Genomic DNA, 12,166 nt, shown 5'->3' with positions numbered 1-12,166 from the left:
GTGCCGGACGATGCCGCGGCCTTCGTGGACCAGGTCGTCACCGTGGTCCTGGCCAACTGGGATGGATATCCCGCCCACTTCGGCCCCAAGTGGCCGGACACCCGTGCCACGGTCGAGGACCTCCTCCGCCGCATCGAAGCCACCGAGAACCTGGACTTCAAGTGCGTCCTCGCCATGCGCCTGGCCCTGCTGTTCGCCGGCCACCCCACGGTCGCCCCGCAGCTGCGCTCCGACGCCGCCGCCCATGTACGGGGCACCCACGGCGCCCGCCGGGAGACCGGGCCCTTCTCGGAGAAGGAGAAGGAGGCGCTGGAACGGGCCTTCGAGAAACTGACGGCAGAGGGAAAGGTGACGGAGCTCCCCGTCAACTCTCCCGGCTATCCCGGGCCTCGCGGGGGACTCCCGCCCCAGGCCCCGGGTGCCCCCGAGCCCCGCCACCTCATGGCCGAGCTGGCCGAACAGGCCCCGCCCGGCCGCGAAGTGCCGCTGCATGTCCAGGTCGTACGAACCGCCCACGCCGCTGACCACAGCACGCCCCTGCGCCCCCTCGCCGTACCGGACGGCGGCGTCCGCCTGGTGATCAGCGTGCACGCCCCTGGCCTGGTCGCCCTCGGCCACCTCCAACAGGAGGTAAGCGTCAGCGCGGGCCGGGACTCCGATGTTCTGCGGTTCGGTCTGCGCACCACCGTGGCGGGCCTGCACACCGTCGTCGTACGGGCCTTTCTGGGCGGCGCCTGCCTCGGCGAACTGCGCCTGCAGATCTCTGTACGGTTCGACACCCCCGGCCGCGACGGGCCCGCGCACACCACTCCGCTGGCCCCGCTGACCACCGACCCGGGCGAGGCCACCCTGCAGGTCCTGCGGGACGGTGACGGCACGTTCTCCTTCCAACTCCTGAGCGAGACCCGCTACGCCCCGGAGGTCTTCCGCATGCGGGCCGGTGACCCACGCGAGGCCACCGAGCGCATCTACGGCGAGCTGCGGCGCACGGCTGCGGCGTCGATACGCGCGGAGCGGTTCGACGCACAGCGGGCGCAGGACCGGCTGCGGGGCCTCGGTGCCGAGTTGTGGGCCGCCGCCGTGCCCGACGCAGTCCGCCGGCAGTTCTGGCAGGAGGCCGAGCGCTTCACCTCCGTCACCATCCTCGGCGAACACAGCGCCGTGCCATGGGAGTTGATGTATCCCGTCGACGGCGACCAGGAGGGCGACGGGTTCCTCGCCGAGTGGCTTCCCGTCGTACGCCAGGTCTTCGGTCAGCCAAGGGTGAGCCACCTGCCCGTGCCGCACGCCACGTTCGTGGTTCCCCCGGGCTCGCCGCCCGAGGCCCATCGGGAAGTCCAGGGCCTGCGCCGGCTGTTCACCGACACCGTTCCCTACAACGGCACTCTCACCGAACAGCGGGCCCTCGGCGGCCTCATCGACCAAGGGCTGGGCGGGGTGCTCCACTTCGCCTGCCATAACACCTTCGACAGTGCCGGGTCCCGGATGCTCATGGCCGACGGGGAGTTCTTGCCGGTCGACCTCTCTCTCGCCAAGCAGCGGGGCGCGCTGCGAGCCACCCATCCGCTGGTGTTCTTCAATGCCTGCCGCAGCGCCGGCGAGATCGACTGGTTCGCCGGGACGCTCGGCTGGGCCCCGCAGTTCCTGCAGGCCGGGGCCGGTGCGTTCATCGGTACGTTGTGGCCGGTGCGCTCGGACTCCGCGCTCACCTTTGCCGACGCCTTCTACCGCCAACTGATCGCAGAGGGGCAACCGCTCGGTACCGCCTCCCTGCACGCCCGCCGCGCCACCAGTGGCGACGACGGCGATCCCTCCCGGCTCGCTTACGCCGTATACGGCAGCCCCGCCGCCCGCGCCCTGCCCGTGACCGCCCACACGTGAGGAGTCCCGCCCCTATGACGGCCGATCGCCCCGCACCTGCCCCTGGCCCTGCCCCCGCCCCGAGCGCCACGCAGGACCCGGCCTTCGTCATCCATGGGGTGGCCAACCGCGACCGAGACCACTTCGGCCGGGACGTCGCGGCGTTGCAGGCAGCCTCCGGAGTGGAGCTCGTGCCGGTCTACTGGGGCGATCTGGGAGCCCAGGAACGACACATCGAGGCGGCCCTGCCGCCCCGTACGGCGCCACAGACGCACCCCGCCGACGGCGGCCCCGACGACGGTCTGCGCGAGGGCGAGCCCTTCCCCCGGGACACCACCCTCGCCCATCTCTCAGCCTCCGCCCTCCTCGGCGACGGCCTGCGCGCACCCGAACCGTCCGCGCGACTCGCCGTCGTCGAAACCTCCCTGCGCGAGCGGTACGCGTCCCGGCAGCACGAGCCGGACGAGTCCGGGCTCCGGGGCGGTTCCGCTTCCCCCGAGGCCCCCGACATGCGCGACATCCTCGACTGCCTGCGGGAGGAATGGCCGCGGACACGCTGGCTGCGCCATGCCGACGATCCGGCGCTGCTCGCACGTACGGGCGAAGCCCTTGCCGACGCCGTTGCGGACACCGCCGCCATCGCGGAACGCGCGGGCGAGGCCCTGGACAGCACCGAGGACGGGCTGCGGGCCGAGGCCCCCGAGGGCGGCCGGTTGCATACGCTGATACGGCGCAGGCTGCGCGATCTCGACCGGGTCGCGGGCGCAGCGGTCCAGGCCGTCGCTGGACGTCTGAACCATGCGGTGCGGACCCGTTTCGGCCCGGGCACGACGCGATTCCTGGGCGACGTCCTCGTCTATCAGCGCCACCAAGCGAAGATCCACGCGCGTGTACGCGAGACGATCGATGCCGTCGACCCCGCGCTCGGCCGCGGCCCCGACCGCCCGGTCCGGGTGATCGCCCACAGCCTCGGCGGAGTGATCGCGGTGGACATGGCCACCGCCTCCGTACCGCTGTGGACCGGGTCTCTGCTGACGTTCGGATCGCAGGCCGCGTTTTTCCACGTCTGCGACCCGCGCGGCGGCCAACTCGCCCCCTTCGCGGGGGCGGAAGGCGTCATGCTGCCGCCCTCCCTCGGCAGCTGGACCAACCTGTGGGAACCCCTGGACATGCTGGCGTTCGCGGCATCGAAGGTCTTCCGCTTGCACGACGGCAGCCCCCCTGTCGACATCGCCCTGCCGCACGCCGCCAGCGACGGCCTGTGGACCCACTCCGCCTACTGGACCCTGCCGTTTCTGACCGACATCATCGCGAGCAGCGTGTAGGAAACCTTGCTCCCCAGTGTCGGCCGTCCCTTTCCCGCCCGCCGGACCGACCGAACGTGCCCGTCGGCCGAGCACCCGGTTCTCCATGTGATCCGTCGAGTCATGCGAGGTGTTCGCTGACCTGCCCGACGAAGGCTGCCTCGTCATGATTGAGCTTCTTCAGCGTTGCCGCTCCAGGGTGAGGTCGGCTTTGGCGATGGGTGTAGTGAGGTTCAACCTCGGGAGTGGACACCGGGTTTCATGCGACGAGCGACAGCCTCTGTGATGTGGCCAGCTGTTGTTCGAACTCGGCTGGTGTGAGGTAGCCGAGCACGGAATGGCGGCGACGTCGGTTGTAGTAGGCCAGCCAGCGGAACAGCTCCAGACGGGTCCGCGCCTTCGAGGCGAAGCGACGGCCGTGCAGCAGCTCCCGCTTCAACCCCTGGAAGAACGACTCGGCCAGGGCATTGTCGTAGCTTGAGCCGACACGGCCCATGCTGCGGCGGATGCCGTGCTGCAGGCAGCCCTCGGCGAAGGTCGCCGACGTGTACTGGGTGCGCCCGGTCGGTATGGAAGACAACACCGTCGACGCGGCCGCGGGCGGCGACCGCCATCTCGATCGGTCGGCGATCGACCAGCCGATCACGCGCCGCGAGCAGATGTCGATGACCGTGGCCAGATACAGTCACGTCGCGCCGACGGCTATGTAGGTGATGTCGCCGCACCATCTGGTGTTCAGCGCCGTCGCGGTGAAGTCCCTGCCGATCAGGTCCGCCACGGGCGGCGCGCTCTTGTCGGCGATTGTGGTGCGCTTTCGGCGCCGCAGGTGCCGGCCGACCATGTCGTTGACGCGCATCAGGCGGGCGACCCGCTTGCGGTTGATCTTCTGGCCCCGGGCCCTCAGCTCGGCGTGGACGCGCGGGGCGCCATAGGCGCCGTGGTTGACTTCGCCGACCCCGACCACGCAGGCATCGGCACCGTCCCTTACGTCCGCACGCCCAACCTGCCGGCCTCCGTCATCCGCGGTCCCAACCTGCCGGCCTCCGTCATCCGCGTGCAGAAGAACCCCAACGCGGTCCAGGACGGCAACTTCGTCCTGGAGGAGGGAAAGTGCAGCCCAAGCGGCGCGCTCACCCGGTGCCCGGAGAAGCCCTACGACCCGGACAACCCCACTGACGCCGGGTACTGCTTCGGCTGGCACCGCGTCCTCGTGCCCGCCCATCAGTCGAGCACCTTCACAGGGGAAGGCAGCCTGACCCTCACCCGGTTCATTGTGGAAGCTGCGGCCGGTGAGCGGATCCCGTTCCAGCGGGGCGGCCACCACGGTTGGCTCCCCGCACAGCAGTGGCAGCAGTACCTCGAGGCGAACAGGCCTGCCCTGGACGACAAGGAGCGCCAGCCATCCGTACGACAGGGGGACCGGCGCGACAGGTGCACCGAGGACCGTCCGGCTTCAGAGGTGCGGGCTGAACCGAAGCAGAGACGTGGCAGCCGCGCGATCGTCCTTGAGTCCCGCCCCCTGGAAACCGAGGCCGCCAGGGTTCCGGTCGACGCGTCGGGTCAAACGATCCCGCTCTGCCGCTTCGGCTGCGGTCAGCCCGCAAGCCTTCCAGGACCCGAAGGGCTGCCCGAGCACTTCTCCTGCCGCAGGGCGCATGAGGCGTGATCTATCGGCCACCGCTGACCGCCCCTCGCTCCGTCACCTGGTGCCAGAGCCTCCTGCCCGGTCCGGGCGGGGGGTGTGGTGTTTCCGCCCAACATGTCAGCCCCCGGTGCCACAGTGAGCGCAGCACACCCAGCACCCCTTCCCCGAGGAGCCGAAACCTCGTCCGGCACCTCTCTTCGCGAGTTGCGGCCTACCCGACGACCACAATTCCACCGCCTACCACACGGCCCAGCGTCCAATCTGCAACAACATGCTGGAGCTCTACGCAGCGTAGTCAGCACCAAGTCAGCACGGGAGGGGTGGGAACGGGTGATGACATGGGCTTTTGGTCAGCACCAAACCAGCACGGGAGTCAGTACGGCACCCCCAAACCATGCCCGATGAACGCAAGGCGGACAGCCTCTTCGGCGGCCTCGTTTGAGGCCGCCGCGGAGGCCAGGCATCGCCTCCATGGTGACCACGCGCACTCCGGGACCAAGAACTATGGTGTTCCACCACATACGCCTCTGACCTGCGTATTTCTACGGTGTGGTGACACGCAAACGTCCCCGTCGAACGCCAGGAAGTGGTGCCGATGTCCACCCCCGCGACCGCTCCGCCAGCCCCCTCCAGTCTCAAGCGCATCGTCGCCGCGAGCCTCATCGGCACCACCACCGAGTGGTACGACTTCTTCCTGTACGGGTCCGCCGCCGCGCTCGTGTTCAACAAGCTGTTCTTCCCCGACTCCGACCCGCTCGTCGGCACGCTCCTGTCGTTCCTGACGTACGCCGTCGGGTTCGCCGCGCGGCCGCTCGGGGCGCTCGTGTTCGGGCACTACGGGGACCGGCTCGGGCGGAAGAAGCTGCTCGTGCTCAGTCTGCTGCTGATGGGCGGGGCCACCTTCGCCATCGGGCTGCTGCCGACGCACGCCACCATCGGGTCGGCCGCTCCGGTGCTGCTCACCGTGTTGCGGCTGGTGCAGGGGTTCGCGCTCGGAGGTGAGTGGGGCGGGGCCGTGCTGCTGGTGTCGGAGCACGGGGACGCCGAGCGGCGCGGGTTCTGGGCGTCGTGGCCGCAGACCGGGGCGCCGGCCGGGCAGTTGCTGGCGACCGGGGTGCTGTCCGCGCTCACGGCCCTTCTGTCGGACGCCGCCTTCACCTCATGGGGCTGGCGCATCCCGTTCCTGCTGTCCGGTGTGCTGGTGATCGTCGGTCTGTGGATCCGGCTGTCCGTCGACGAATCCCCCGTCTTCAAGGCCGCGTTGGCCCATGCCGAGGCCCGCAGGGAGGAGTCCGGGCAGCTGGAGAAGATGCCGCTCGTCGCCGTGCTGCGGCACCACTGGCGCGATGTGCTGGTGGCGATGGGCGCCCGGATGGCGGAGAACATCAGCTACTACGTGATCACTGCCTTCATCCTGGTGTACGCGACGACGTCGGCCGGGATGAGCAAGCAGACCGCCCTCAACGCCGTACTCCTCGCCTCCGTCGTGCACTTCGCCGTGATCCCCGCCTGGGGTGCGCTGTCGGACCGCGTCGGGCGGCGGCCGGTGTACCTGATCGGCGCGGTCGGCGTGGGACTGTGGATGTTCCCGTTCTTCGCCCTGATCGACAGCGGCAGTTCCGGCGGTCTGCTGCTCGCCGTGACCGTCGGGCTCGTCCTGCACGGGGCGATGTACGCGCCGCAGGCGGCGTTCTTCTCGGAGATGTTCGCGACGCGGATGCGGTACTCGGGCGCATCCATCGGCGCGCAGTTCTCCTCGGTGGCCGCAGGGGCGCCCGCGCCGCTCATCGCGACGGCGCTGCTCGCCGACTACGGCAGCTCCACGCCGATCGCGCTGTACGTCATCGCCGCGGCGCTGCTGACCGTGGTCGCCATCGGGTGCGCCCGGGAGACCCGCAGCCGGGACCTGACCGAGGCGGACGAGGCGGACGAGGTCGCCGAGGTGGCCGACGACGCCCCGGGGCGCGCCACCGCGGACCGCTGAGGCACGGACGGGACGGACGGGACCGACGGCCGGCCGCACCCGCGGCCGGCCCTTTCGGTGGCCGGCCGTTACGGTGGCCGTCTCAGTGGGCGACCGCGGCCGACATCGAGTGGAGCCGCAGCGCCAGCTGGATCTCCAGCGCACGGGACGGGGACTGCCAGTCCGGGCCGAGGAGGCAGCCGATCCGGTCGAGGCGCTGCGCCACCGTGTTGACGTGGACGTGGAGCGCGTCCTTGGTACGGGCCGGGCTCATCCCGCTGGCGAAGTACGCGTCGAGGGTGCGGACCAGGTCGGTTCCGCGGCGCCGGTCGTACGCGATGACCTGGCCGATCGTGCGGGTGACGAACCCGGCGATGTCGCGCGTGTCGGCGAGCAGCAGCCCCAGGAAGCCGAGGTCCTGCGCCGCGACCCCCTCTCCGGAGCGGCCGAGCAGCCGCAGGGCCTCCAGGCAGCGGCGCGCCTCGGCGTACGCGGCGGATATCGCGCCCGGCCGGGTGGCGGGCGCGTCGACGGGTGACGAGGCGCCGACGGTGACCGGTTCGCGCAGGGTGCCGCCGAGGTGCTTGGCCACCTGCCGGGCGAGGTCGGCGGCGGTGTCGTCGGGGCCGAGCGGCAGCAGCAGGACCGTGCCGCCGTCCCGCGCGGAGGCCAGTCCGTGCCGGGTGGCGGCCAGGTGTGAGGCGGCCGACCACAGGCGCTGCCGGTCGGCGCCGTCCCGTTCCACGCTGCCGGGCGCGGGCCGGTCGATCCGGGCGGCCAGCACGGCGTGCGGGGCGTCGAAGTCGGTACGCAGGCGGGCGGCGCGCTCCTTGAGCAGCCGCCGGTCGCGGTCGGGCGCGTCCAGCAGGTCGTCGAGGAGTTCGCCGCGTACCCGCTGCTCCGCCTCGCCGGCCGAGCGGCGAGCGAGGAGCAGCAGGGAGGTGACCATCGCGGCCCGTTCCAGGGTGCGCCGGTCGACCGGGTCGAGGTGCGGGTGGCCGTGCACGACGAGCGCGCCGAACACCTCGCCGCCCGCCGAGACGGCCGCCACCCAGTCGTCGCCGTGCCGTACGGCGTGGCCGTCGCCGTGCGCCGTCGGGAGCGGCCCTTCGGTGAACTCGACGGTTCCGCCCAGCACTTCGGCGAGGGCGGCGGCGACGTCCTGCACTCCGCCGCCGCGCAGCACCAGCTCGGTGAGCCGGTCGTGGACGTCCGAGGCGCGTTCGATGACGCCGCTGTGGGCGCGGATGATCGCGTTGGCCCGCTCCAGCTCGGCCAGCGCGGTACGGGTCTCGGCGAGGAGGTTGGCGGTGTCGATGGCGACGGCGGCGTGGGCGGCGAACGAGCCGAGCAGGGCGATCTGTCCGCGCTCGAACACCCGGGCCCGGCGGTCCGCGGCGAACAGCACGCCGATGACCTGGCTGCCCAGCATCAGCGGCACGCCGAGGATGGCGACGAGCCCTTCGTCCCGCACTCCGGAGTCGATGGCACGGGTGTGGCGGAACCGGTCGTCGTCGAAGTAGCTCTCCGTCACGTACGGGCGGGCGGTCTGGGCCACGAGCCCGCCGAGGCCCTCCCCCATGCCGAGCCGTAGTTGCTGAAAGCGCGCGGACACCGAGCCCTCGGTGACCCGCATGTAGGTGTCCCCGGCGGCCGGGTCGTTGAGGCTGAGGTAGGCGACCTCGGTGCCGAGCAGGGACCGGGCGCGCTGCACGATGGCCCGCAGCACCGCATCGAGGTCGCGCAGCCCGGCGAGGTCGTGCGCGGTCTCGAACAGCGCGGACAGCTCGGCCTCCCGGCGTCGCCGGCCCTCCAGCTCCGCGCGCACGCGCAGCGCGAGCCGCTTGGCCCGCTCCAGCGCGGCCAGCGCCTCGGGGTCCGCCCCGCCGGCGCGGGCGAGCAGCACGGGCCGGTCGTAGGCCTCCCCGGCCGCGCCACGGGCGAGGAGCTCCAGGTAGGCGAGCTGTGCGGGCTCGCCGAGTCGCTCGGGCTGAGGGGGCTGGTCGGGCTGGTCGTCGGACATGGTCACAGGATTCCTGCCGTACGGGTGAGCGCACCAGCCCTGTGGACAACCCCGGGGCGCTGCACGGGGCTCAGTGCGCGGTCCAGCCGCCGTCGAGGACGAGTGAGGTGCCGGTGACGAAGGAGGCGTGTGGTGCGCAGAGATACGCGACGGCCTCGGCGACCTCCTCGGGCTCGATGAGCCGCTTGAGCGCCGAGTCCTTCAGCAGTACGTCGGCGAGGACGCGCTCGCGCGGGATGCCGTGCGCGGCGGCCTGGTCGGCGATCTGCGCCTCGACGAGCGGGGTGCGTACATAGCCGGGGCTGACGCAGTTGGAGGTGACTCCGTGCGGGGCGCCTTCGAGGGCGGCGGTCTTGGAGAGTCCCTCCAGGCCGTGTTTGGCGGCCACATAAGCCGACTTGTAGGCGGAGGCGCGCAGCCCGTGGACGGAGGAGATGTTGACGATGCGGCCCCACTCCTGCCCGTACATGTGCGGCAGTGCGCCCCTGATCAGGCGGAAGGGTGCTTCCAGCATCACGGTGAGGACGGTGTGGAAGACGTCCGGCGGGAAGTCCTCCAGCGGGCTCACGCGCTGCAGCCCGGCGTTGTTGACCAGGATGTCGATGCCGACGGCGGCCTCTTCGGCGGCGTCGAGGTCGGTGAGGTCCAGGAGGTGCGGGGCGACCGCGCCGGGCAGGCCGGGCGTCGCATCGGCCAGCGCGGCCAGCGCGGCGAGGCCGTCGGCGTCCCGGTCGACGGCCCTGACCTTGGCCCCGGCGGCCGCCAGCCGGAGCGCGCAGGCCCGGCCGATGCCGCCCGCGGCGCCGGTGACGAGTGCGGTGCGGCCGCCGAGGTCGAGGGGGGTGACGAGGGGGTGGGGTGCGGTCATGCTCGGCACTGTATGAAGCCGGAGGTCAGCGACGTATGTGCTCCGGCTCCACACTTCGCTTTACGGAGCCGTGGTGGCGAACCATGTGGGGTCGTCCGTGAGGGCCTGCTTGATCCGGAACAGCTCTCCCTCTCGCAGTGCCGGCAGCGCGTCGAGCGGGAACCAGCCCACCTCCAGCGACTCGTCGTCGTTGACGCGCGCCTCCCCTCCGACGGCCCGGCAGCGGAAGGTCGTGTCCATGAACTGGCACTGGTCGCCGTTGGGGTACGTCAGCGGCTCCCGCTGCGCCTCCACCAGGACGACCCGCTCCACCACGCACTCGACGGCGGTCTCCTCGTACACCTCCCGTACGGCGGCGACGGCCGGCTGCTCCCCCGGCTCCGGGATCCCTCCGACCAGCGACCACCGGTGGTTGTCCGCCCGTCTGGCCAGCAGGACCCGTCCCGTGTCGTCGAAGACGACGGCGGTGACGCCTGGCAGGAAGAGCAGCTGGTGGCCGGCGGTGGCCCGCAGGGCCCGGATGAAGTCGGGGGTTGCCATGCCCCTGACCTTAGGCCCATGCCCCCGGTCTCAGGCCCCGGCCTCAGGCCGCGGGCCCATGCCCCCGGTCTCAGGCCGCAGCAGAACGGCGGGTACGCCGTGCCCGGGCGGCGGCCCAGCCGAGCCCGGCCGCGGCGATCGCCACCAGGGCGGCCTCCGGGAGGGTGCCGAGGCGGGTGGCGGGTGTCAGGGAGGACCGTAGCGGCACCTCGGCGACCAGGGCGTCCGGGGTGAACATCCGGGACTCCCGGACGATGGTCCCGTCCGGCCGGATGATCGCGCTGACGCCGCTGGTGACGGGCACGACCACCGCGCGGCTGTGCTCGACGGCCCGTACGCGCGACATGGCGAGCTGCTGGTAGGTCATCTCGCTGCGCCCGAAGGTGGCGTTGTTGCTGGGCACGCTGATGAGCCGGGCGCCGTGCGTGACGGTGTCCCGTACCGCCCAGTCGAACGCCGCCTCGTAACACGTCGCCAGCCCCACCCGGGTCCCCGCGAGGTCGAAGACACCGACCTCGTGGCCCGGTCCGAAGTCCCGGCTGACGCGGTCGACGTCGTTGTTGAAGATCCGCACGAAGGACCGCATGGGGATGTACTCGCCGAACGGCTGCACATGCCTCTTGTCATACGTGTCGACCGGGCCGCGCCGCGGGTCCCACACGATGAGCGTGTTGCGCAGCGGTCCGGTCTCGGGCGTGAGGACGGCGCCGACGACGACGGGGACGCCGATGGCCTTGGCGGCGCGGTCGATCGCGTCGTGGGCGTCGCCGTTGCGGTACGGGTCGAGGTCGGAGGAGTTCTCCGGCCACAGGACGAAGTCCGGCCTGGCGGCCTTGCCGGCCGCGACGTCCGCGGCGAGCTGCTCGGTGCGGTGGACGTGGTTGTCGAGGACCTGGCGGCGCTGGGCGTTGAAGTCCAGGCCCAGGCGCGGCACGTTGCCCTGGACGGCGGCGACGGTCGCGGTGCCGTCCTCGGCCGCGTCGGAGACGAGCGGCTGCGCGGCGAGGGCCGAGGTGACGGGCACGAGCACGGAGAGCAGGGCCGCGGCGAGCGGGCCGCGCGGCAGGGCGCCGGTGCTTCGGTAGGCGCGCAGGGCGCGGGCCGCCTCGTAGAGGCCGAAACCGCACAGGGCGACGGCGAAGCCGAGGACGGGCGTACCGCCGGCTGCGGCGAGCGGCAGGAACAGGCCGTCCGCCTGGCCGAAGGCGATCTTCCCCCAGGGGAAGCCGCCGAAGGGGACACGCGCGCGTGCCGCCTCGCCCAGGACCCACACGGCGGCGGCGAACACCGGCCACGCGGGGACCCGCGAGACGGCGGCGGTGAGCAGGCCGACGGCCGCCAGGAAGAGCGATTCGACGGCGACGAGCGCCAGCCAGGGCACGGCGCCGACCTCCTCGCCCGTCCACACCAGGAGCGGGAGGAGGAAGCCCAGTCCGGCGAGGTAGCCGAGACCGAAGCCCGCCCTGAGGCGCCGGCCGCGCAGCGCCCATCCGAGCAGGGCGAACCCGGGCACGGCGAGCCACCACAGGGGACGGGGCGGGAAGCTGAGGTACAGCAGGACGCCGGAGAGCGCCGCCGCCCCGGTTCTCGGCAGCTGCCGCAGGAGCCGGGTGCTCCGCCGCTCCTCGGCGGCCGCGGGCGGAGGTGCGTCGTCGACGGGGGTCATGGTGGCGCTCACGAGCGGAGTCTACGGCGGCGCCCCGGAGGGACGGGAAACCGGTCCTGGCCACCCCCGACGCCACCTCATCGCCTCCCGCACCGTCCCTCTCACCGCCTGCCTCATCGTTTCTGCACAGGCTCTCCACATCTCGGTCCCAGTGCCCTACGGTGAGCAACGGACCCCTCTCACCAGGGGGCCCGTCACTTTCGGGGGGTTGACGGGGATGTTTGCCGTGTCGAAGCCGGTCGCGGACCGGTACCGGGGGACGGTCTTGAAGCAGGTGCCCTCGAACCGGGTGGTCTC

At 72.1% G+C, this 12,166-nt stretch carries 8 protein-coding genes and 1 pseudogene; 4 read left to right on the top strand and 5 right to left on the bottom strand.

Features of this window, described 5'->3' with window-relative positions; genetic code table 11:
• Entirely contained in the window at positions 1 to 1,881 is a 1,881-nt protein-coding gene (locus ACZ42X_RS20620; protein ID WP_468291876.1) for a CHAT domain-containing protein, read from the top strand.
• A gap of 14 nt (positions 1,882 to 1,895) precedes the next feature.
• Positions 1,896 to 3,185, top strand: a complete 1,290-nt coding sequence (locus tag ACZ42X_RS20615) for a hypothetical protein (protein WP_468291872.1) — start codon at positions 1,896 to 1,898, stop codon at positions 3,183 to 3,185.
• Between the two features lie 238 nt (positions 3,186 to 3,423).
• Here ACZ42X_RS20615 and ACZ42X_RS20610 read toward each other — a convergent pair.
• Positions 3,424 to 4,107, bottom strand: a pseudogene (locus ACZ42X_RS20610) (IS3 family transposase); the annotation flags it as partial.
• Between ACZ42X_RS20610 and ACZ42X_RS20605 the strand changes: the two are divergent.
• Together ACZ42X_RS20605 and ACZ42X_RS20600 are read left to right on the top strand one after the other, a co-directional pair.
• Positions 4,102 to 4,830 carry a hypothetical protein gene (locus ACZ42X_RS20605; RefSeq protein ID WP_468291869.1) on the top strand — a complete coding sequence of 243 codons (729 nt, stop codon included), beginning with the start codon at positions 4,102 to 4,104 and terminating at the stop codon, positions 4,828 to 4,830. The pseudogene ACZ42X_RS20610 and the gene ACZ42X_RS20605 overlap by 6 nt on opposite strands.
• 574 nt (positions 4,831 to 5,404) lie before the next feature.
• Positions 5,405 to 6,793 carry an MFS transporter gene (locus ACZ42X_RS20600; protein ID WP_468291866.1) on the top strand — a complete coding sequence of 463 codons (1,389 nt, stop codon included), beginning with the start codon at positions 5,405 to 5,407 and terminating at the stop codon, positions 6,791 to 6,793.
• An 82-nt stretch (positions 6,794 to 6,875) separates the two neighbouring features.
• Here the strand turns inward: ACZ42X_RS20600 and ACZ42X_RS20595 are convergent, their stop codons facing one another.
• The 4 genes from ACZ42X_RS20595 to lnt all read right to left on the bottom strand — a co-directional run bounded on the left by ACZ42X_RS20595 (position 6,876) and on the right by lnt (position 11,881).
• Positions 6,876 to 8,795: a helix-turn-helix domain-containing protein gene (locus tag ACZ42X_RS20595; protein ID WP_468291863.1), complete on the bottom strand. Its 1,920-nt coding sequence runs from the start codon at positions 8,793 to 8,795 to the stop codon at positions 6,876 to 6,878.
• Positions 8,796 to 8,865: 70 nt separating this feature from the next.
• Positions 8,866 to 9,663 carry a 3-hydroxybutyrate dehydrogenase gene (locus ACZ42X_RS20590; RefSeq protein ID WP_468291860.1) on the bottom strand — a complete coding sequence of 266 codons (798 nt, stop codon included), beginning with the start codon at positions 9,661 to 9,663 and terminating at the stop codon, positions 8,866 to 8,868.
• 60 nt (positions 9,664 to 9,723) lie between these two features.
• Complete coding sequence (locus ACZ42X_RS20585) at positions 9,724 to 10,203, bottom strand: NUDIX hydrolase (protein ID WP_468291857.1); 480 nt, start codon at positions 10,201 to 10,203, stop codon at positions 9,724 to 9,726.
• A gap of 70 nt (positions 10,204 to 10,273) precedes the next feature.
• Positions 10,274 to 11,881: an apolipoprotein N-acyltransferase gene (lnt, locus tag ACZ42X_RS20580; RefSeq protein ID WP_468291854.1), complete on the bottom strand. Its 1,608-nt coding sequence runs from the start codon at positions 11,879 to 11,881 to the stop codon at positions 10,274 to 10,276.
• Positions 11,882 to 12,166 lie beyond the last annotated feature (285 nt).

This window comes from Streptomyces sp. NPDC030862 (genome assembly GCF_055571835.1).
This window is presented reverse-complemented; position numbering and strand designations above follow the sequence as displayed.

Coding starts and splice junctions, on each gene's coding strand:
- ACZ42X_RS20595 (WP_468291863.1), bottom strand. CDS start 8,795: ATGTCCGACGACCAGCCCGACCAGCCCCCTCAGCCCGAGCGACTCGGC.
- ACZ42X_RS20615 (WP_468291872.1), top strand. CDS start 1,896: ATGACGGCCGATCGCCCCGCACCTGCCCCTGGCCCTGCCCCCGCCCCG.
- ACZ42X_RS20600 (WP_468291866.1), top strand. CDS start 5,405: ATGTCCACCCCCGCGACCGCTCCGCCAGCCCCCTCCAGTCTCAAGCGC.
- ACZ42X_RS20590 (WP_468291860.1), bottom strand. CDS start 9,663: ATGACCGCACCCCACCCCCTCGTCACCCCCCTCGACCTCGGCGGCCGC.
- ACZ42X_RS20585 (WP_468291857.1), bottom strand. CDS start 10,203: ATGGCAACCCCCGACTTCATCCGGGCCCTGCGGGCCACCGCCGGCCAC.